The sequence below is a fragment of the Pseudomonas syringae group sp. 243L2 genome, from assembly GCF_032587875.1.
Classification (GTDB): domain Bacteria; phylum Pseudomonadota; class Gammaproteobacteria; order Pseudomonadales; family Pseudomonadaceae; genus Aquipseudomonas; species Aquipseudomonas amygdali.
The window spans coordinates 334,971-355,473 of sequence record NZ_JAWHPL010000019.1 but is presented as its reverse complement, the minus strand read 5'-3'; the positions used below and the strand labels follow the sequence as shown (position 1 = coordinate 355,473).

The following is a 20,503-nucleotide window of genomic DNA, read 5'->3' as shown; positions in this document are numbered from 1 at the left end:
TCCTCCAATTTTAATGCAAAGCTAAGTACCCCCAATATAAGACTATCGAAGGACTGATAATGTTTGACCAGAAGAAAATTGATGCCATAGCAGAGCGTGACGCCACCATCGAATGCTTTAATATCACTCTGACCCAGAACACCCTAAATTTTCCACTGATTTTTAGTGGCCCAGGCTGCTTGTTTTTTGATGAAAGCAAGAATTTAAAAGTAAAACTTTACTCCACCTCGACAACTTCAGAATCGATTGAAGTGACGAGTTTTTTCTGGAGCGACCATATAGGCCTGATACCTGAAGAAAGATACTTCGAGCTAGAAGCGGAAGATGCCCATGGCAAAACCTGGAAAAATACACGCGTCCTAGTGCAGCGGGGAGTCGATATATATCCCTCAGGCTCAGTATTAGAGCTAATACTTACTAACGTCCGATCGCTTTTACAGCTTAGCCATTCAACCATCGGAGCTAGCGCACTAATAACGGTAAATGGCAACTATCGAATGCCGTTCAACGAGTTTATCGATAATGGTAAAGGGTCGAAAGAGCTTGCAAAACTGAGACTTCCACAAGGAACAAAAACTGTCGAAATCGTCCAAAAGGACAACAGGCTAGAGATCAGCATTGTAGACAGCCTACATCCAGTAGAGCTAAATTCATTGTTTTATTTACTGGAGGGGATCAGTATTGCCATCGGCCAGCTTCTAGAGGCTTCTTTCATAGTTTTAAGAAATGGGAACACCTACGAGGCTTACATTCAAGGGAGCGTGACCGAAAACACGTATACATTGGCTGACGCTATTGTTGAGATCACCCCAAGAAGAGAAACCGAATTAAGTGATTTTTTGCAGCTATACATGAAAGCGAGACCCAAAGGCCTTAATCATTTGGTTAATTACTGGCACCGGCTTAAGGACATATCCAAGGCAAATACTGAAGCAGCAGCACTAGTGCTCTGCGTAAACATAGAAGGCATGGTAAAAAACTACTTTTCGATAAGTACAGATTTGGATGAGACAACTTTGAAGGAGATTTCTGACACTCGGAATTTTATTAAATCTTCAGAATCCAACATCCCTAAAACCGGAGCAAATGCCATCTTGAGTTTTTTAGGGAGCCCCAAAAAAAAAGACGGTATCAGCTATTCTCACAGACATGAGCTCGTCCAAAGAGATAGATAAAGCACACGTTCAAAGCTGGAAGAATCTTAGGAACACCCTAGCACATGCAGATAACGCAGTGGTCTCATCAGATAATTTTGAAAGATTTGTTTTTGACCTCCAAAACTGTCTAGCGCTGTTCGGCAATCTTATAGAACTATGCGTAACTCATTTCAGCAATGACAGCGTTATAACAACCTCGGCACCGGAAAACCAGAAAATACTGGAATAAATAACGGGGATATTTATTCCAGCCCATCCTCTGAGCATCAGGACTTGCAAAGCAAATACGCCATAGCAATACCCACCGCCAAGACCGCACCTACTCCAACTACCCAGCCAACTCCAACAACCATTACCGCAACCGCTCCATGAACCCAATATTCAAAACGTCCAACTGATCCCCGATGCTGCTGTGCTCCCGATTTTTTTCAGAACCAGCACGTTATGATGCGACCCGGCGCCAAAGTCGAAAAAGTCTATCTCTACCCCAAGCCCGTCGACTTTCGAAAATCCATCTATGGCCTTTCCGCATAGGTCGAACTGGACATAAAAGTAGCGATGTTAGACCCCGTGCTTTTTATTTTTCTTAATCGCCATCGAAACCAAGTGAACATCTTGTACTCGTAGCGCAATGGCTTCTAGCTTTGGCTCACGCATTCGATTGGCGAGGAAGTCAGCGAACAGCTCGAAATGTGCCAAGGCAGATCTGAATCATCAAACAATGCCTCCACTACCAGGAACAACGCCGATTTTGTCTATGAATGGCCCGCTGAGCGTCAAGTGTTGCAGGCGCTGATGAAGGAGCATAATTCGTCAAGCCGCTGCATCAGGTCAAGGACCTTGAGATCTACCTGATTGTGCTTCAAATAGTGGCTAGCTACGTCTACTTTGTTGCCTGTGCGCTCCGGATCTGGATTTTTTGCTTTGGATAGTTCGGCATCCACTTCATACTTCAACAGGTTTGCCCAAATCCCGCTTCCCACCGAGCGCACCATTGATGGGTGAACTTTTTTCAAGCTCAATCTGAGCGCGGTTTCATTCAGATAGTTTTCAATTTCGCGGCCTTCGGTTACCCAAGCCAACCCGTTGCCTGAATTAAACTCAGCCTGCAAACGCTGCTTGGTTTCTGTCAGCACGTCGTCCGGCCCGGCTTTGTCACTGTCAAACACAATGGCAGAGTTGCGATTCAAGCGGCGTAGTGAAATCAGGTCGTTCAACGCTGTTTCACTGGCAGTAAGATGGCTGAACAACCGCCCCCCATAGAACATGATCGAATAATGCTGGCCTTCCTTTAGAGTAGGATTTTGTGCATGCAACCAACTGTTGAGGTACATCCTGTCCGATGGGCCCTCAACCCAGATCACGCAGTTAGCCTGCAACAGATCTGCGGCTTGGTAGCCCAGACGGTCAAGTACCTCGGCAATATTAGCCTCCGCAATCTTCTGGCCCTGCGCCTGGAAGATCTTGATGTCGCGGCTAGCGGCGGCGTTGATCAGGGCAGCCGAATGGGTACTGATCACCAATTGAAGGGCCTTCTTCTCGGCAATCTGCAAAACCAGCTCGAACATGCGCCTTTGAAGTTTAGGGTGCATGTGCACTTCAGGCTCTTCGAGCAGACAGATGCTGTCATCTTGCACGTTACTGAGCCAGTGGAGTATTGCTGCACAAGCTTTCCAACCGGATGGATAACAGCTCGCCTTGACATTATTGGGCATGTCCATTAAGGATTGCCCCAAGTCGTCTCGGTTACTGAGCCAAGAGGAAGCAACGCCATTCTCTATAGCGTTGATGACGTTGCCATCCATAGGTATACGAATGGGATCGGCATAGTCCTTCCAATTAATCATTCCTGTGAGCAGTTCGGCATGAGCGTTGAGGTGCTCCAGTGCTTGGGCGTCCACGTTCAGGGATGGGCCGCCACAATTAAGATATTCGATCTTAACTCCTTCGGCTGGAGGAATTTTTCCGTCTACAGGATGCTCGGTAAATCGATTTAGTAATTTTTGAGCGATTTTCTCAAACTGTCCACCAGCAGCCCTGTAACCCATTTTGCAAATGACTTTCTGAAACGTGTCGTCCGTAGGGGAAAGAGTGAATCTATATAAGTAAGCGCGGTCATCATTTAGTTCGATACAGAACTCCGGCGTGCAGCCATACTCCGGGTTGTCCCGTGCGAGGCTAGGCAAAACATCCGGCCAGCGCAAAGACCGGATCATATCGATGACCGTTGATTTACCGGCGCCATTTTCGCCGATCAGCAGGTTGATTTTTTTGAATTCAAGCAGAGGCAGATGCTGGGCGGCCTGGGTAAAGTCAGAATAGCAATCCCGCACAGTAGCGTTGAGTTGGCGAATGGACTTGAAGCCAATGGACTTGATATGCATAAGCAGGAACCTCTCTTCCTTGAGTTAATTTGGCGTTTGTAAACACATAGTACTGGGTGTTTGGATTGCATTTCACCTGAAACACGGCGAAAGCGATGAAATACAGGGTGAGGGAGCCCTAAAGCGTCTTTTTCGCCTCCGCTTGCCTACCGACGCAACCAACCCCGCGTTGAACGGGCAGATCCCGCCCCTCACCCCCCACACCCACTAACCCCCGGCACCCGCCCCCGCCAAGGCCGCCCCCGCTCCAACTGCCCAGCCAACCCCAACAACACCCCTTCCTCCCCAAACCGCCCAGCGAAATGCGCCCCCATCGGCAGCCCCGCCGCACTCCAGGACAACGGCACCGACATCGCCGGTTGGCCGCTCGCATTAAACAATGCGGCAAAAGGCGAATACCGATGCGACCGCTCGATCATGTCCTCAAGGCTCAGGCTCATGTCCGGCACCACAAGCTCGCCAATGCGTGCCGGCTCGCGTGTCAGCACTGGCGAGAGGATCACGTCGTAATCCTGCATGAATGTCGCCAGTTGGCGGCCTAGGGCGTGAATCCATTCGACGGCGGCGGCGTATTGCGCGCCGCTGACGCCGCCTTTGTCGCGCAGGATGATGCGTGTGCGCGCTTCCAGCTCGGCGTCCTGTACGTCAAAGCCACGCATGCGGCCCAGCATATCGACGTGGTTGCGGGTGTTCGCGCCGATGATGGTGAAGACGTGGTCGAGGAATTCCGGCAATACCACTGGCAGGCTGACGGGTTCGATGCGGTGCCCAAGTGACTCGCATAACTGCGCGACGTCTCGCACGGCGGCCAGGCTCTCGGCGGAGGTTGGCCAGGTGCCTGATTGTTCGATGAGCGCGATGCGCAGGGTGCCGGGGTCGCGTTGGACGGCGCTGACGTAAGGCAGGCTCTGAACAGGGCCTGCGTAAGGCGCACCGAGGTCCATGCCTGCTGTGGCGTCGAGCAAGGCTGCGCTGTCGCGTACGGTCAGGGTGATGGCGTGCGCGGTGCTCAGGCCTGCCCAGCCCTCGCCGACCATCGGGCCGGAAGGCATGAGGCCGCGGCTGGGTTTGAAGCCGAATACGCCGCAGCAGGATGCAGGCACTCTCAACGAACCGCCGCCGTCGTTGCCGTGGGCAAAGGGCACTACCCGTGCGGCCACGAGTGCGGCAGCCCCGCCACTTGAGCCACCGGCGCTATGCTCGAGGCTCCACGGGTTGCGGGTCGCGCCGAAGCGTGTGGATTCGGTGGAATAGGACGTGCCGAATTCCGGTGCAGTGGTCGTCCCGGCAAGCACGCAACCGGCACGCCTCAGGCGGCTGACAACTTCGGCTTCAAAGGGGGCACGGAACTCGCCCATGGCCAGGGAGCCATTGCTCATCCGCGCGCCATTGACCGGGGTAAACAGGTCCTTGATCAGCGTTGGCACACCCGCAAAAACGCCTTGGCTTTTTGCAGCGTCGAGTGCCGCGCTGCGGGCTGAGTCATACAGTCGCTCGGCAACGGCGTTGAGCTGCGGTTCAACGTGCTCGATGCGCTGAATCACCCCCTCCAGCAAATCGATCGGCTGAACCTCGCCGCGCCTGACCCACTCGGCCAGGCCGGTGGCGTCTTCATCGTTCAACAACGTTTGAATGTCTTTCATAGGAAGGTTCCTGATGGCCTGAATTCGAATGGAAACAAGATCGCCGATCTTGCAACCGTTTTTAGAAACTGTGACCTACCCGTAACGCCACGGTGTAGCCCTCGGTGCGGTTGCGTGCGCCGAATTCCTTGTAGATGTGAAACCACGCCGCAGGCATGCCGGGCGTGAAGTAGCTGATCGCGGGGCCGGCTGCGACCACTCGGGCGCGGTTGCCGGTTTCCAGCCCTGGCGCATCGTCATCGGAGAATTGCCGATAATAGAACCCGCCCATCCCCAGCGTGAAAGGACCTGCGTGCTGGCCCACGGCAAACTCGTGACGGTATTCGACACCGTTCTTGTAGTCGGTCGCAGGGTTGCGGGTGTTGATGTCAGTCTGAAAGCTGCTGGACACTTCAAAACCGCTGTCGCTGATGTAGGTCGCGTTGACGGTGGGAGAAAACGTCCAGTGATTCAGCCCCGGCGAAATAGGACGATTCTTGTCGTAGTCGCCGGTAGGTGTCTGAATCTGCATTTGTGCGTTCACGAACAGGTTGGGGGAAAGGTCCCATTGCAGTATGAGCGGCGACACCGAAATGTCGGCCATCCTGAACGGATCCGCCTTCAGGTCCAGCGGGCCGCCAGGCGTCTGGACCCGGAACGAGGCATCCATCTGGAAGAAAGGCACCGCCACGCTGTAGCCATAGCGCGCGCCCAGTATTCTGTAATCGGTCATGCGAAAGTACGCAACGCCGATGGACAGAACGTCCAGGGAAAAATTGTTGTCCAGCGAGCGACCGTGGCGGTCTTTCTGCACATTGGTCGAATAGAACGCCACGCGCATTCCAAGCGTACCCACGGGGGTCGACGGAGGCAGGATGCCTGCACCGAAATCGTAAACACCGAAGGAGGTAGTCGGTGCTCCGTTTTCAGTTGCCTGAACCGTGGCAGCAAGGCTCATCAAGCCGAGCGTCAAGAAAGTGAAGCGTCTGATATTGGAATTATTGTTATGACTCATCGCATGCCCCTGACCACGAAGGTGGTGGGGTCATGCTATTGAGTCATGCTTTATGCCGTTATCCGATTTCAGCAAAGATGTTTGCGTTGCAAGGTCTGCGAGGGTGTTTCCCCGAACAGTGTCCGGTAGTCACTGGAAAACCGGCTCAAGTGCCAGAAACCCCAGCGCGCGGCGACCGTCTGCACGAGTTCGATCCGGCTGCTTTCGCGCAACTCGCGCCGCGCTGCGTTGAGGCGCAACGTGCGCAGAAAAGCCACCGGGTTGATGCCCAGCGTCTCCTGAAAACAGTACTGAAGTTTGCGGCGACTGGTGCCAATGTGGTTGCACACATCCAGAATCGACAGCGGTTCATCCAGATGCGCCAAGGCATAATCGCGGGCCCGATCCACCATTCTCTTTCGCGCCGTGGGATTTAGCGGCGGTGCCTGATCAGGTGCCACCAGTTCCAGCACCTGCAACATTACGGCATCCCGAATGCCACGCCAGATCGACTCGTACTCAAGCTTCTGCAGGCACGCCTGCTCTCCATTCAACAGGTTATCGAACAGCGCAGAGAACCTCGTGCGAACCGTTGGATCGGTCAAACGGTAACACTTGGGAAGATCGGTAATTTCAAAACGGCTGCCCTGACGTTCCAGCGCGTGAGCCAGGGCACTCTCTTCAATCGCAATGCCCAGCGCATCCAATTGCAGTGGCGTACTCAATTCCGGAAGATTCTCGCCGTGCGCGACGATCATGCTCGACTCCGGAAGCGTGTGCCCGGCACAGAACGCCGGACCGTTGGCACTCAACGGCAAGGCGAAAATAATCGCCCCCTTCCAGGCAATACCACTCTTGACCAGGGCCTGATTAGAGCGGTCGCGGACCAGTTGCAGCCAGTCCGAGCGGAACTCCGTCAACTCGCCTTCGAAGCCACCAGGCGTCACCTGATCGTAACGAACCTGCCAGCCGCTGAGGTTGCGACCGTGCTCGTCGATGTCACAGGTTTGAAAACGCCGCAGGTGAGGTGGCGGTGCCGCGTCAATCGAAGCCTTGTTTGTCTCCACATAACGACTACTCATCGGCCTTGCCCCTTAATACGTCTCAAGGTCATTCGGCTAAGTGAAGGCAAGTTTCATTCCGGCAGCAAGGAGTTTGGGTGATTAATACAGCGAAGCTACCAAACTGCTTTCAAGCTTCATGAAAACTATACTCGCTTCAAATATAAAGCGTCCCGTTGAGTCATGGTGTAGGCCCACTCGCTGTCACAGCAAGACAAGCGGCCATCGCTCTCGAGTACTGATCACGTATACTGGCAATATATCATCACGCATCTCGACCAAGGTATGTGCCGTCGATACGCTTCAGCTGGCATCAGTATGGAAAACAGCACATGCCACAAAGAAGAAACCTGAAAGACTCTATTTTCATACCTTTGAAGCTGTCTCAGCTGATCGGCCTTTTCAGTTGGATTATCAGCTGGTATGTGAATCCGTCTATTGAGCAATCACTGGATATATTTATTTATTGCGCTCTGGCGGGGGCGACGCTGTCAATCATTGTCACTTCCAACAGCAGAAGCATGACGACGTGGCGCCTGTTCGGCATTATCTACATGACCTCACTTACCGTTCTGTTCAAGGTACAGATCGAACGCATGGGCGTAGAGGCGTCGATGTGGGGATTGGTTGTCACTTCCCTGCTCATCACGGGAATGAGCGTATTCTTCGTCAAGTTTATTGACTACGTCGCTGCGGCTGCTCTGATCTGGTTGATCATGTGGCAAACGGACCTTACGGCGGTCGGCGTCGACCATGCGCCTTTGTTTTATGTTTTCCTGATCAGCTCGACCTTGTTGGGCGGCTCCCTGAATGCAACCTTCCTGAGCCTGGTCATGCAGACCATGGCGGCGAGTGATCGCTACCGGAAGCTGTCCGAAACCGACACGCTGACGAACGCCCCAAATCGCCGCGCACTGGTCGCCAGCCTGGATAACGCACTGAGGTCAGATGATAAGTCCTCGCTGTGGTTCGCAATGCTTGATCTGGATAACTTTAAAAGCATCAACGACAACCATGGCCACGACGTGGGTGACAATGTCCTTATATGTTTCGCAACACTCATAAAAAACACAACGGGGCTGGTCAGCTTTGGTCGCCTGGGGGGAGAAGAGTTTGGCGTGATGTTATCCGCAGCAAACGCAGCAGACGCCATAGCGGCAATGGATCATTTATTGATGCACGCCCAAAAAGACCAAACAGCGAAAATGCCCTATTCATTCAGTGCAGGTATTGCGAGTTTGGCTCGGGCAAAAAACGTCAATGACCTGTTGAAAGAAGCCGATGAAAATTTGTATCTCGCCAAACGGAGCGGCAGACAATGTATTGCCTTTGAAGGCAAGATAGTTTCCGCGACCGCTGGAAGTGTGGAAAAGCAGAACCAAGGGGGTGAAATCGGTTAATACCCATGCATAGCGCTCGGTCCTCTCAAGCATTCTCGCCGCCCTGCCGAACCATCGAATAGCGGTCAATATCTTCTCGCAATGTCCACCCCTGCCCCGACCAATATCGGCCAGCCGCCTCGTTAACCTTCAGCACATCCAGATGACACTTATAAATTCCCAGCGCTTCCAGACACTGAAGGCAGCGCTCGACCAACTCGTGAGCTATCCCCTGTCGACGATACTCCGGCAGCACAATCAAATGTTGTAGATAACCCCGGCGGCCGTCATGCCCACACATGACACAGCCGCACACAGCCCCCTCCGCCTCGGCGACGAAGCTCGTACCGGGGTTTCTGTCGAGGTAGCGTGCCGTCGATTCACGCGAATCGGCATCGCGCAGAGAGATGCCCGGTGTGTTGCGCATCAGTTCGATGACCGATTCGTAATCCTTGATTGTCATGCTGCGAATCGTGATCACTGGCTATGCCCGGCCTGTTATTCCAATGGCGGAGCAGATTAACAGGGCATTTTGCTGATCAGATGACAGCGCTGCCAGAGTTTGCCTATCAACCCATAACGTTCTTTCTATTAGAAATATCCACGAAGAAGGCTAATCTGCAAGAGCATCGGCGAAGGCCGTGCGGTTTTACCCTGATAAGGAGATAAGAATGAGCTCAAGTTTTCTGTGCACGTTGTGGTCTCGTATCGCAGCAATCCAATGATCGCTACTGGCCTGATCGTTGATCGAGCGGCCGGTACGAACCCAGTGCTATGGAGTTCCGTCATCACTGTCTGAAGCCCCGCGAGTGGGCTGGATGGCCGGATGCAAATGACAAAAAGGTGTATCAAGCATGTCAACTGAATCGAAATGCCCCTTCAACCACGCTGCTGGCGGCGGCACCACCAACCGTGACTGGTGGCCCAAGCAGCTGAATCTGAAGATTCTGCATCAGCATTCCTCACTCTCCGACCCGATGGGCGAGAGCTTTGATTATGCCAAGGAGTTCAAGAGCCTTGACTTCGAAGCGGTCAAACAAGACCTGCGCGACGTCATGACCCGGTCGCAGGACTGGTGGCCGGCCGACTTTGGCCATTATGGTCCGCTATTCGTTCGCATGGCCTGGCACAGCGCCGGTACTTACCGTACAGGCGATGGCCGTGGCGGTGCAGGTGCTGGTCAGCAACGTTTTGCGCCGCTCAACAGCTGGCCTGACAACGTCAGCCTGGACAAGGCACGTCGCCTGATCTGGCCAGTCAAGCAGAAGTATGGCCGCAAGATCTCCTGGGCCGACCTGATTGTGCTTACCGGCAACGTCGCGCTGGAGTCGATGGGCTTCAAGACGTTCGGTTTTTCCGGTGGTCGCCCGGATGTCTGGGAACCGGAAGAAGATGTGTACTGGGGCTCCGAGACCACCTGGCTGGGTGGCGAAGAACGCTACGGCGCACAGAAGAAAATGCAGCAGCCGGGCGACGGTACGCTGGTCGCCGAGCCGGAGAACCATGCTAACGAAGAAAGCCGCACCGCGAGCGGTGAGCGCAATCTGGAAAACCCGCTTGCCGCTGTGCAGATGGGCTTGATCTACGTGAACCCGGAAGGGCCTGAAGGCGTGCCGGACCCGGTCGCTTCGGCGAAGGATATCCGTGAAACCTTCGGTCGCATGGCGATGAACGATGAAGAAACCGTAGCGCTGATCGCCGGTGGTCACGCCTTCGGCAAGACTCATGGCGCAGGCCCTGCCGACAACGTCGGTCCAGAGCCGGAAGCAGCCGGTCTTGAAGAGCAGGGGCTTGGCTGGAGAAACAAATTCGGCAGCGGCAAGGGTGGCGACACCATCACCAGCGGCCTGGAAGTGACCTGGACTTCGACTCCGACCAAATGGAGCAACGAGTACCTGGAAAACCTCTTTGGCTTCGAGTGGGAGCTGACCAAGAGCCCGGCAGGCGCGCATCAGTGGACGCCGAAGAACGGCGCAGGCGCGGGCAAGATTCCGGATGCCCACGATCCATCCAAACGTCATGCGCCAAGCATGCTGACCTCTGACCTGGCGCTGCGCTTCGATCCAGCTTACGAGCAGATCTCCCGTCGCTTCCTGAACAACCCTGAGCAACTGGCCGACGCGTTCGCCCGCGCCTGGTTCAAGCTGACTCACCGTGACATGGGCCCGCTCGCGCGCTACCTGGGCCCGGAAACACCGGTCGAAGAGCTGCTGTGGCAAGACCCTATTCCGAATGTTGATCATGCGTTGGTGGATGATCAGGATGTTGCCGCGCTCAAAGGCAAGATCCTGGCTTCGGGGCTTTCTGTCTCGCAGCTGGTTTCAACCGCATGGGCAGCCGCTTCTACTTTCCGTGGCTCTGACAAGCGCGGCGGTGCCAATGGCGGTCGTCTGCGTCTTGCTCCGCAAAAGGACTGGGCGGTTAACCAGCCTGCACAACTGGCGGGCGTACTGAAGACGCTTGAGGGGATTCAGAGCGAGTTCAACGCCGCTCAGTCGAGTGGCAAGCAGGTTTCCATTGCGGACCTGATCGTCCTGGCCGGTAGCGCAGGCGTCGAGCAGGCTGCGAAGAACGCTGGTCATCACGTCACGGTGCCGTTCACACCAGGCCGTGCCGATGCATCGCAAGAGCAGACGGATGTCGAGTCGTTCAGCTTCCTTGAGCCGATCGCCGATGGCTTCCGCAACTATCAGAAGGGGCACTACAAGGTCTCGGCGGAATCGCTGCTGGTCGACAAGGCGCAACTGCTGACCCTGACTGCACCGGAAATGGCTGTGCTGTTGGGCGGCCTGCGGGTCTTGAATATTAACGTCGGACAGAGCAAGCACGGCGTCTTCACCGACAAGCCTGAAACCCTGAGCAACGACTTCTTCAAGAACCTGCTGGACATGGGCGTTGAGTGGAGAGCGACTTCAGGTGCCAACGACACCTTTGAAGCACGTGACCGCAAAACCGGCGCAGTCAAATGGACCGGCACCCGTGTCGATCTGGTATTTGGCTCCCATGCTCAACTGCGTGCGATTTCTGAGGTGTACGGCAGTTCGGACGCTAACGAGAAGTTCGTCAAAGACTTCGTGGCCGCATGGACCAAGGTGATGAACCTGGACCGCTTCGACCTGGCTTGATGTGTTTGATGTGCTGAGTTGAAAAAACGCCTCCCTTGCGGAGGCGTTTTTTTACGGCTATCAAAAAGCGAAGTCTGGTTTTATCAGCGACTCATCATGCTTGCCGCCTGCTCCGTCGCTTCAGTCGTTCGAGTCGCCAGCTTGCGCACTTCGTCAGCTACCACCGCAAAGCCCCGTCCAGCTTCCCCGGCACGTGCAGCTTCAATCGCGGCATTGAGCGCCAGAAGGTTGGTTTGGCTGGCAATGCTCTGGATAGTGCCGACTATCTGGGTCAGTTGAGTGATGTTCTCTTCCAGGTTTTTCTGATGCTGTGCTTCGGTGTCGCGAAGAGCATCCTGCTCATGCTTCAAATGCACATCCACCAACGCACCGACCACCCTCAGCGGAACACCTTCGGGATTGCGACGAGTCTGGCCGCGTGCACGGAACCAGCGGTACTCGCCGGTTTTCATCTTCAGGCGGTACTCGATATCGAACGGCGTCTTGCCAGTCCGGTCATTCAAGTGCGCACCGAATGCCGTCAGACTGCGCTCCTTGTCGTCGGGGTGCAGCCGTGATGCCCAGCTATCCAGTACGTCAGGAAACTCTTCGACTGTTTCAAAACCCAAAAGCCGCCTGAACTGTGGAGACCACCAGAACGGGTTTCTCGCATTGACCGGGTCGCCAGCAATGACCTCCATGTCCCAGAGCCCGTCGGAGAGCATCTCCCGGGCCAGTTCGAATCGGGTAATGATCACATCGTGTTCCAGATCACGTTCAAGCTCATCGTGAATATCACGAAGCGAGCCGGCGACACGCAGCGGCGTTCCGCGTGCGTCTCTTAACGTTTCGCCTTGGGCATAGAACCAGCGATAAGTGCCGTTCTTCATCGCCAGACGATTCTTGACCCGGTACGGCGTGTTACCCGAGCGATCATTCAGATGCTTGGCAAATGCGTCGAGCGTGGCTTGTTTATCCTGCGGATGAAGCCGGTCTGCCCAGCTCGCCAGTACGTTAGGGAAATCTCGCTCGTCGTTAAAACCGAGAAGCGTGCGAAGTTGCTGCGACCACCAGAATCGATTGTTCGGGTTGACCGGATCGCCTGCTACGACCTCCATATCCCAGAGGCCCTCGCTCGACGCACGGTTGACCAGATCAAAGCGGGTCTCATAAGCGGCGGCCGAAGCAGAGGCTTCACCCAGAAGGTGGCGGGCGGTTTCCAGTTCCTGCTCAAGATCGGCGATACGTTGCTCGTCGAGACGACGCTGGGTACTCAGCGAACTCCAGCACTCAAGTACGCTGCTCTCTTCAGCGCAGCCTCTTACCACCGGCTCGCCAGCCCCCTTGAGAGAGGCAATAAGTTGTTGAAGGGCTTTTCTGTCACGACGTGGTCGGAATAAGTGAAACATACACAGGGTTCTCAAAATAAAGTCAGATTTGCCGAGTCCCTGGCATGTCACTTCTTTATCGACATGCCGTGTGGTTTCTGAATCGTCAGATTGCGATCAGGTAATGGTCACTTGTTCCAGAATCAACTTCACGGCTTGCTGATCGGTTTGCGCCCCCGCCATCAACTCCGCTACCCAGCCGCAACCGGACTTCTCCAGATGAACTCGCCAATCACCGGGCCAGTTCTCAAGTCCGGCCAGGTTCAGAAATATACAGCCACCCCGCTCAGCATGCCCGCCGGTAATTGACTGTTCAAAACAGAACGGTTTATCGGCTCCGGATGTGTCGACACTGAATAGGTACACATCGTGTTTCGGGTCCTCAAGCGAAGGCGCGCAATTGCGCTGACTGATCAGCTTCAACATTTCTCAATCTACTCCTGGCTATATGATTGGCTGTGACGTCCATTACTTCGGGAATGCAGTTCGCGACGGTTTACGTCGCGAAGAGGACGCAGAGCGTCCAGACCGGCATGCCGACGCGGAGCGTCGCACGATAGTTGAGATTATCGTTCCCTACGCTCACCCCCTCGCCCCAAACCTGCGCAACACCACAACACCCAGCAGCGCCGATAACACCGACCCGATCAGTACGCCCACCTTGACCTCATCCACCAGCTCCGGTGCGCCCGGGAAGGCCAGTGCGCCGATGAACAGGCTCATGGTGAAGCCAATACCGCACAGCGCCGCAACACCGTAAAGCTGGCCCCAGTTGCTGCCGTCCGGCAAGCGGGCCAGGCCCGCGCGGATGGCCAGTGCAGCGAGGGCGAAGATGCCGACCTGTTTGCCGATCAGCAGCCCCAGCGCGACGCCCAACGGCACCGGGTCCAGCAGTTTGTCGACAGTGATGCCTGACAGTGAAACGCCGGCATTGGCGAATCCAAAGACCGGTACGACGGCAAAGGCGACCCACGGATGCAGTTTTTCTTCCAGATGCAGCAGCGGCGAGCTGGCTTCTTCATCGGGCTTGCCGAGCGGAATGCACAGTGCCAGCGCTACGCCCGCCAAGGTGGCGTGAATACCGGACTGGAGCATGAAGAACCACAACAGCGCGCCGACAATCAGGTAAGGCAGCAGCTTTTTAACGCCCAAGCGGTTCAGCGCGACGAGCACGGCGATGGAGCCAAGTGCGGCCAGCAGCATGGGAATGGACAGATCGCTGGTGTAGAACAGCGCGATGATCAGCACAGCGCCGAGGTCATCGAGAATTGCCAGTGCCGACAGGAATATCTTCAGCGACAACGGCACACGCTTGCCCAGCAATGACAGCACGCCCAGGGCGAATGCGATGTCGGTCGCTGCCGGAATGGCCCAGCCGCCAATGGTGTCTGGCTGGCCCCAATTGAATGCCACGTAGATCAACGCCGGAACCACCATGCCGCCCAGCGCCGCGAAGCCCGGCAAGGCGCGCTGGCTCCAGGACGCCAGCTGGCCGGCCAGCATTTCGCGCTTGATCTCCAGGCCCACCAGCATGAAGAAGATTGCCATCAGGCCATCGTTGATCCAGTGCTCTACCGACATCCCGGCGAGCACGGTATGCAGCGCTGCAAAGTAGCTGTCGGCCAGCGGCGAGTTGGCGACGATCAGGGCTGCCAGCGCAGCCGCCATCAGGATCAGACCGCCAGCGGCCTCAGCGGCGAAAAAGCGCTTGATGAACGCCAGCGCGCTCGGGGATTCGGTACGGGGGGTGGGGTTGTGCATGCAGGGCTCCGCAGGGTACAGCGCAAAAAGGCCGCAACCTTACCACTCGCAGAGCCTGCCACAGCGCAGGTAAACCTGAGGATACAAATTAACGCGCATGCCCATCATGGCTTGAGGAATCAGGGCTTCTGTCTGCCAGACAACAGCCCTGCCCGCTTCACTTCTTGACGGTTTCTTCAAGCGTGAACCGGCCCAACGGGTTCTGGCCGAAGTGCTCGATGTTCTTGCGTGAAACACTGATGTAAGGGCTGTAGTAGAGATCGATCCAGTTGACGTCGGTTTTGGCCATTTTCTGCAGGTCGATGTACATCTGCTCACGCTTTTTGGGGTCCATTTCAACCCGTGCAGCAGCAACCAGCTCCTTGACCTTCTCGTTCTTGTAACGGGTCATGTAGTTGTTGTTGGTGTCATGGCCAAGCACGAAGGTGGTTTTCTGATCCGGGTCGAGGATGTCGTTGGTCCAGTACATCACGGAGATGTCGTAGTCACCGGCAATCAGCATGTCCCAGCTCTGGCTCGGGTCGACTTTCTGTAGCGTGGTGGTTACGCCAACCTTGGCCAGCTGCTGTTGCAGCATGACCGCAATTTGCTCGTCGACTTCGTTGCCAGCATTGACCACATAGTTGAGCTTCAGGTCCGACGCACCGGCATCCGCCAGCATCTGTTTGGCCTTGACCGGGTCATACGGGCGTTGCAGGTTATCGGCGTAGTGATACAGCGCGCCCTTGGGAATGTAGGAATTGGCCACGGTGCCCAGCCCGAAGGTAGCGGCCTCGACCAGCGATTTCTTGTCGATAGCCATGTCCAGTGCCTGGCGTACCTCAGGCTTGGCCAACGCGCCGTGCTCATGGTTGAGCAACAAATGATCTTCACGGGTGGACGGGTCCAGGTGAACCACCAGATCAGGGTTCTTCTTCAGGTTTTCGACACGGGAGAACGGCACATAGATCGCTGCATCCAGTTCGCCCTTCTGGACCATCAGCATACGGGTGTTGTCATCCGGCACCGAGATCCACTCGACACCATCCAGGCTGACGCTCGGCGCTTCCCAGAAGTCGGGGTTCTTCGCCAGGATCACCCGATCACCGCGCCGCCACTCTTTCACCGTGAAGGCTCCCGAACCGACAGGCTTTTCGGCGTAAGCCTCTTCGCCCAGGGTCTTCATGGCCTTCTCGGAGAGAATCGACACGTTGGGCAGCGCCAGTTGCGAGAGGAACGAGGCCGATGGATTCTTCAGGGTGATGACCAGCGTACGCGGATCTGTTGCGACGGCTTTGTCGATAATCTTGTAGGAATCGCTCCACAGCGAGCCCTTGTCGTCGCGAATTCGCAGCAGGCTGAATACAGCGTCGCTGGCGGTCAGCTCCGAGCCATCAGAGAATTTGGCCGGGCGTATCTTGAGTGTATAGGTCAGCCCGTCGGGCGAAATCGACCAGCTTTCGGCCAGTCCTGGCACCAGCTTTGTGCCCTTGTCGTCAACCCGGATCAGCACATCGTAGACGTTGGAAAATACCCAGTTGTCGATGTTTTGCGCGCTTTTGATCGGGTCGAAGGTGGTGCCGTCCTCACGACGGCCGATGGTCAGCACGCCCGCGGCTTCCGCCACTCCCGCTGCCAGGGAACAGGCCGCCAGCATGGCGACGGTCAGCATTTTCATTGGTCGAGCTTTCATACAAATGAACTCCTTGCCGGTGTCGGGACAGATGTTTGTTGTAGATCTGGATCAAAAAACGGGTTCATCAAGTACACAGTCGTAGCGCTGCTCGCCGACATGCCGGGTGGGTGGCGCGACACTGGAACAGGTCGGTCTGGCGAACCGGCAACGCGGATGAAAGGCGCAGCCAGCGGGCAAACTCAGGGGGCTGGGTGGCTCGCCCTGCAAGGGCTCACCGGGCAGCGGACGATCCGGATCAATCTCCGGAATAGCCTGGATCAGCGCCGCGGTATAGGGATGACGCGGCTTGAGAAAGACCTCTTCGACCGGGCCCTCTTCAACGATTTTGCCTAGGTACATCGCCGCCACCCGGTCACACAGGCGGCGCACGATGGCGAGATCGTGGGCAATGAACAGAATTGCCAGGTTCATGCGCTGGCGTAGTTCCAGCAGCAGGTTGATGATCTGCCCCTGAATCGACACGTCCAGCGCCGCCACGCACTCGTCGGCGATGATCAGCCGCGGCTCGATGGCCAGTGCGCGGGCAATGCCGACACGCTGACATTGCCCGCCGCTCAAGGCACCCGGTTTGCGTTCGGCAAATTCGGGTCGCAGACCGACCATGTCGAGCAACTCGATGACCCGCGCCGGAATCTCGGATGCGCTGACCTTGCGTTGCACTTTCAGCACCTCGGCCAGCGTGGCACCGACAGTCATGCGCGGGTTGAGCGAGGAGGACGGGTCCTGAAAGATCATTGCTGTTTCACTGCGCAAACGCTGCAGACTGATACCGCTGCCCTGGGCCATGTCGACGTCATCGAAGACGATCTGCCCGGAAGTAATGTCGTTCAGACGCAGAATGGCGCGCCCCAGCGTGCTCTTGCCGCTGCCAGACTCGCCCACCAGGCCCAGCGTTTCACCCGCACAAATGCTCAGCGACACACCGTTGACGGCATGCACCCAACGCTTGTTAAGACCCATGAAACCTGATCCGGGGGCCGGGAAGCGCACCACCAGATCGTTGACGTTCAACAGCCTGTAGCCGCTCATGATACGGCCCCTCGGGAATCTGCCAGCGGATAGTGACAGGCCGCTTCATGGGCAACCCCCATCGACCGCATCAGGGGTAGTGTCTCGACGCAGCCTGCGCCCGCATGACCGCAGCGCGCATGAAAACGGCAGCCAGCGGGCAGCGCATCGAGCAATGGCGGCTGTCCGGGAATGGTGCGCAGCAGGCCACTGCCCGTGCTGCTGGCAGGCTGGCAGTCGATCAGGCCGCGGGTGTAAGGATGACGGGCGCGGGCCAGCACGTCGCGCTTGCTGCCGTGTTCACACAAGCGACCGGCGTACATCACCGCGATGGAGTCGCAGGTTTGCGCTACAACGCCCAGGTCGTGGGTAATCATGATCAACGACAGCCCGTGACGGTCACGCAGGTCCAGTAACAGCCGCAGGATTTGCGCCTGCACCGTCACGTCCAGCGCGGTGGTCGGTTCGTCGGCGATCAGCACCTGCGGCCCGCAGCCCAGCGCCACGGCAATCATGGCGCGCTGGCGCATGCCGCCGGAAAACTCATGGGGAAAGTTATCCACACGCGAAGCCGGGTCGGGAATGCCGACCTGACGCAGCAGATCAATCGCCTGCGCCCGTGCCTCACGTTTCGAAGCGCCTTGGTGCAGACGAAAGCCTTCGGCAATCTGCTCGCCGATACGCATCAGCGGGTCCAGATGACTGCTGGGGTTCTGGAAGATCATGCCGATCCGCCGCCCGCGCATGGCACGCATGCCGGCTGCATCGAGTTTCAGCAGGTCGACACCATTGAGCAGCACCGAACCACCGCGCACGTGCAGGTCCGGCGATGGCATCAGTTGCATCAATGCCCGGCAAGCCATGGTCTTGCCAGAGCCACTTTCGCCGACCAGCCCGAGAATCTCGCCCTGCTGCAGATCGAACGACAACCGGTCAACCAGCGTTACCTCGCGCCCCCGACTGTTCGCAATCACGCTCATCTCGCTGACTTTCAGCACCGGCGTACTCATTGCCGCTCTCCGAGGGTTTCGGCAACGCCGTCCGCCAGCAGGCTGAAACCCATGGCCAGCGTCACGATGGCCAGCCCCGGAAAGGTGCAGATCCACCACGCAGACGTCAGAAACGCCTGCCCCTCGGCGACCATCGTGCCCCACTCGGCCAACGGCGGTTGCACGCCCAGGCCCAGGTAGCTGACCGACGCGCCACTGAGCAACACCAGCACCGCATCAGACATGGAAAACACAATCGAGCCGAACATCGCGTTGGGCAGCAGATGGCGAAACAGAATACGCAGGTGACCAAACCCCAGGCTCTTGGCCGCCAGGGCGAAATCGCTTTCCTTGAGGACCAGAATCTGTGAACGGATCAGCCGCGCGTAAGACACCCAGCCCACCAGCGCCATGGCGATGTAGAAACTGCTCAGGCCAGGGCCGAGAATCGCAATGATCGCCAGCATCAGCACCAGAAACGGAAAGGCCAGAACGATGTCGATCACGCGCATGCACAGGTTGTCGAAGCGACCGCCTATATAGCCCGACAATGCGCCGACAAACGTGCCGATGATGAACGGGAAAACCACCCCGAGCACACAGATCTGCAGGTCGATGCGTGCCGCCCAGATGACTCTGGACAGAATGTCGCGGCCAAAATTGTCGGTGCCGAACGGATGCGCGAGGTGCGGTGCGAGCATGCGCAGTTCGGTGTTCTGGTAAATCGGGTCATAAGGTGCCAGCCACGGCGCGAAAAGTGCCAGCAGCAGCCACACACCAAGCAATGAGGCACCCAGCAGCATCGCCAGCCGGCCGTTGCGCAGGCGCAGCCGCGAACGCCAGTGTGGGCGCAGAGGGGCGTGGGCGATGGTCATTTGATGTTCACCCGCGGGTCTATCGCGACAGTGGCCACATCAGCGAGAAAGTTGACGATTACCGTGGCACAGGCGAGCACCATGGCTACCCCCTGCACCACCATGTAATCGCGACTGAAGATGCCGCGCACCAGCAGCTGGCCGATGCCGGGGATGGCAAACAGGCTTTCGATAACGACAGTGCCGCTGATCAGCCAGCCGATGTTCACTGCCAGCAGGTTGATTGACGGCACCAGCGAGTTGGGCAGTACGTGACGACGAAACACTGCGCCTTCACTGACGCCACGTGCCCGCGCCGCAGTGACATGATCAGCCTGCAGCTCCATGAGCATGCTGGCGCGCAGGTTGCGAATCAGCACCGCGGACAGAGCCAGGGCAATGGTCAGGCATGGCAGCACCATGTGGTGGGCCTTGTCCAGCCAGTCACTGCCGTAACCTGACACCGGAAACCAGCCAAGCTGCACACTGAACAGCAGAATCAGCATGATGCCCAGCCAGAATGCCGGCATGCCCAACCCCGTGGTGGTGAAGACACGAATCAGGTTATCGCCCCAACTGCCCTTGTTGCGTGCAGCGACCGTGGCCAAAGGCACGGCGATCAGCAGAGCCAGCAGGACGCTGCCACACACCAGAAACACGGTAGGCTCCAGCCGGGTAACGATCAGTTTGAGCACATCGATCTTGTACAGCAGCGATTTACCCATATCGCCCTGCAAGAGGTTTTTCATGAAGTACACATACTGCGTCCACAAGGGTTCATCCAGCCCGTACTGGGCGCGGATGTTGGCCAGTGCCTGCGGTGTGGAACGGGCGCCCAGCAGGATGCGCGCCGGGTCACCGGGGATCGAGCGCACCAGAATGAAGGTCACCAGACTGATGCCGAACAGGACCGGCAGCAACTGCAACGGACGCTGGAGAATAAAACGATAACGACCCAGATTCATCAGACGCCCCGATGCTGTGACAGAAAATTCAGCAGGACCGGAAAGTACGCCGCCACCCCTTTCACGCAAAAGGGCAGAGCGAAGTTGTAGTCGAACATTGACCATCCGTCGACTTTGATTGTTTTGCGCTCATCCGCCTTGCTCGCATACCCCATCGCACCT

The 20,503-nt window shown here is 56.7% G+C and carries 15 protein-coding genes and 2 pseudogenes; 3 read left to right on the top strand and 14 right to left on the bottom strand.

Annotation, left to right across the window (positions count from 1 at the left end; all coding sequences use genetic code 11):
- Window positions 1–59 precede the first annotated feature (59 nt).
- Complete coding sequence (locus tag RYB66_RS11950; RefSeq protein WP_057413615.1) at window positions 60–1,175, top strand: hypothetical protein; 1,116 nt, start codon at window positions 60–62, stop codon at window positions 1,173–1,175.
- A gap of 758 nt (window positions 1,176–1,933) precedes the next feature.
- Here RYB66_RS11950 and RYB66_RS11945 read toward each other — a convergent pair.
- The 4 genes from RYB66_RS11945 to RYB66_RS11930 form a co-directional block, all read right to left on the bottom strand.
- A complete protein-coding gene (locus RYB66_RS11945; RefSeq protein ID WP_016982259.1) occupies window positions 1,934–3,541 on the bottom strand; it encodes an ATP-dependent nuclease in 1,608 nt (535 codons plus the stop codon).
- Window positions 3,542–3,732: 191 nt separating this feature from the next.
- Window positions 3,733–5,184, bottom strand: a complete 1,452-nt coding sequence (locus RYB66_RS11940) for an amidase (RefSeq protein ID WP_316894450.1) — start codon at window positions 5,182–5,184, stop codon at window positions 3,733–3,735.
- 61 nt (window positions 5,185–5,245) lie between these two features.
- Entirely contained in the window at window positions 5,246–6,178 is a 933-nt protein-coding gene (locus RYB66_RS11935) for a transporter (RefSeq protein WP_057405658.1), read from the bottom strand.
- A 68-nt stretch (window positions 6,179–6,246) separates the two neighbouring features.
- Complete coding sequence (locus RYB66_RS11930; RefSeq protein WP_057405656.1) at window positions 6,247–7,239, bottom strand: helix-turn-helix domain-containing protein; 993 nt, start codon at window positions 7,237–7,239, stop codon at window positions 6,247–6,249.
- A 311-nt stretch (window positions 7,240–7,550) separates the two neighbouring features.
- Between RYB66_RS11930 and RYB66_RS11925 the strand changes: the two genes are divergently transcribed.
- On the top strand, window positions 7,551–8,618 hold the full coding sequence (locus tag RYB66_RS11925) for a GGDEF domain-containing protein (protein WP_005745292.1): 1,068 nt from the start codon (window positions 7,551–7,553) through the stop codon (window positions 8,616–8,618).
- A 25-nt stretch (window positions 8,619–8,643) separates the two neighbouring features.
- Here the strand turns inward: RYB66_RS11925 and RYB66_RS11920 are convergent, their stop codons facing one another.
- Window positions 8,644–9,078: a GNAT family N-acetyltransferase gene (locus tag RYB66_RS11920; RefSeq protein ID WP_029241035.1), complete on the bottom strand. Its 435-nt coding sequence runs from the start codon at window positions 9,076–9,078 to the stop codon at window positions 8,644–8,646.
- A gap of 373 nt (window positions 9,079–9,451) precedes the next feature.
- On the opposite strand from RYB66_RS11920, the gene katG reads away from it, so the two are divergent.
- Window positions 9,452–11,722, top strand: a complete 2,271-nt coding sequence (katG, locus tag RYB66_RS11915) for a catalase/peroxidase HPI (RefSeq protein ID WP_005745294.1) — start codon at window positions 9,452–9,454, stop codon at window positions 11,720–11,722.
- An 89-nt stretch (window positions 11,723–11,811) separates the two neighbouring features.
- On the opposite strand, the pseudogene RYB66_RS26590 reads toward katG, so the two are convergent.
- The 9 genes and pseudogenes from RYB66_RS26590 to RYB66_RS11875 all read right to left on the bottom strand — a co-directional run.
- Window positions 11,812–12,078, bottom strand: a pseudogene (locus RYB66_RS26590) (methyl-accepting chemotaxis protein); the annotation flags it as partial.
- 21 nt (window positions 12,079–12,099) lie between these two features.
- Window positions 12,100–12,819: pseudogene (locus tag RYB66_RS26585) on the bottom strand (PAS domain-containing protein); the annotation flags it as partial.
- A gap of 387 nt (window positions 12,820–13,206) precedes the next feature.
- The gene (locus RYB66_RS11905; protein WP_005733007.1) at window positions 13,207–13,515 is read right to left on the bottom strand and encodes a hypothetical protein; all 309 of its coding nucleotides are present in this window, start codon (window positions 13,513–13,515) and stop codon (window positions 13,207–13,209) included.
- A gap of 156 nt (window positions 13,516–13,671) precedes the next feature.
- A complete protein-coding gene (nhaA, locus tag RYB66_RS11900) occupies window positions 13,672–14,850 on the bottom strand; it encodes a Na+/H+ antiporter NhaA (protein WP_004666221.1) in 1,179 nt (392 codons plus the stop codon).
- Window positions 14,851–15,007: 157 nt separating this feature from the next.
- Window positions 15,008–16,522, bottom strand: a complete 1,515-nt coding sequence (locus RYB66_RS11895; RefSeq protein WP_005745297.1) for an ABC transporter substrate-binding protein — start codon at window positions 16,520–16,522, stop codon at window positions 15,008–15,010.
- 51 nt (window positions 16,523–16,573) lie between these two features.
- Window positions 16,574–17,554 carry an ABC transporter ATP-binding protein gene (locus tag RYB66_RS11890; RefSeq protein WP_316894443.1) on the bottom strand — a complete coding sequence of 327 codons (981 nt, stop codon included), beginning with the start codon at window positions 17,552–17,554 and terminating at the stop codon, window positions 16,574–16,576.
- Window positions 17,551–18,543 (bottom strand): ABC transporter ATP-binding protein, encoded by a 993-nt coding sequence (locus RYB66_RS11885; protein ID WP_046835327.1) that lies wholly within the window; start codon window positions 18,541–18,543, stop codon window positions 17,551–17,553. Before RYB66_RS11885 ends, RYB66_RS11890 begins: the two co-directional genes overlap by 4 nt.
- The gene (locus tag RYB66_RS11880) at window positions 18,540–19,397 is read right to left on the bottom strand and encodes an ABC transporter permease (RefSeq protein WP_316894441.1); all 858 of its coding nucleotides are present in this window, start codon (window positions 19,395–19,397) and stop codon (window positions 18,540–18,542) included. Before RYB66_RS11880 ends, RYB66_RS11885 begins: the two co-directional genes overlap by 4 nt.
- Window positions 19,394–20,341 carry an ABC transporter permease gene (locus RYB66_RS11875; RefSeq protein ID WP_005745304.1) on the bottom strand — a complete coding sequence of 316 codons (948 nt, stop codon included), beginning with the start codon at window positions 20,339–20,341 and terminating at the stop codon, window positions 19,394–19,396. The genes RYB66_RS11880 and RYB66_RS11875 overlap by 4 nt, the downstream gene beginning before the upstream one ends.
- Between the last annotated feature and the right edge of the window lie 162 nt (window positions 20,342–20,503).

What these genes read in the sequence shown, in the direction of transcription:
- katG (WP_005745294.1), top strand. Translation starts at nt 9,452, where the DNA reads ATGTCAACTGAATCGAAATGCCCCTTCAACCACGCTGCTGGCGGCGGC.
- RYB66_RS11875 (WP_005745304.1), bottom strand. Translation starts at nt 20,341, where the DNA reads ATGAATCTGGGTCGTTATCGTTTTATTCTCCAGCGTCCGTTGCAGTTG.
- RYB66_RS11945 (WP_016982259.1), bottom strand. Translation starts at nt 3,541, where the DNA reads ATGCATATCAAGTCCATTGGCTTCAAGTCCATTCGCCAACTCAACGCT.
- RYB66_RS11930 (WP_057405656.1), bottom strand. Translation starts at nt 7,239, where the DNA reads ATGAGTAGTCGTTATGTGGAGACAAACAAGGCTTCGATTGACGCGGCA.
- RYB66_RS11905 (WP_005733007.1), bottom strand. Translation starts at nt 13,515, where the DNA reads ATGTTGAAGCTGATCAGTCAGCGCAATTGCGCGCCTTCGCTTGAGGAC.
- RYB66_RS11940 (WP_316894450.1), bottom strand. Translation starts at nt 5,184, where the DNA reads ATGAAAGACATTCAAACGTTGTTGAACGATGAAGACGCCACCGGCCTG.
- RYB66_RS11925 (WP_005745292.1), top strand. Translation starts at nt 7,551, where the DNA reads ATGCCACAAAGAAGAAACCTGAAAGACTCTATTTTCATACCTTTGAAG.
- RYB66_RS11895 (WP_005745297.1), bottom strand. Translation starts at nt 16,522, where the DNA reads ATGAAAGCTCGACCAATGAAAATGCTGACCGTCGCCATGCTGGCGGCC.
- RYB66_RS11935 (WP_057405658.1), bottom strand. Translation starts at nt 6,178, where the DNA reads ATGAGTCATAACAATAATTCCAATATCAGACGCTTCACTTTCTTGACG.
- RYB66_RS11885 (WP_046835327.1), bottom strand. Translation starts at nt 18,543, where the DNA reads ATGAGTACGCCGGTGCTGAAAGTCAGCGAGATGAGCGTGATTGCGAAC.
- RYB66_RS11890 (WP_316894443.1), bottom strand. Translation starts at nt 17,554, where the DNA reads ATGAGCGGCTACAGGCTGTTGAACGTCAACGATCTGGTGGTGCGCTTC.
- nhaA (WP_004666221.1), bottom strand. Translation starts at nt 14,850, where the DNA reads ATGCACAACCCCACCCCCCGTACCGAATCCCCGAGCGCGCTGGCGTTC.
- RYB66_RS11950 (WP_057413615.1), top strand. Translation starts at nt 60, where the DNA reads ATGTTTGACCAGAAGAAAATTGATGCCATAGCAGAGCGTGACGCCACC.
- RYB66_RS11880 (WP_316894441.1), bottom strand. Translation starts at nt 19,397, where the DNA reads ATGACCATCGCCCACGCCCCTCTGCGCCCACACTGGCGTTCGCGGCTG.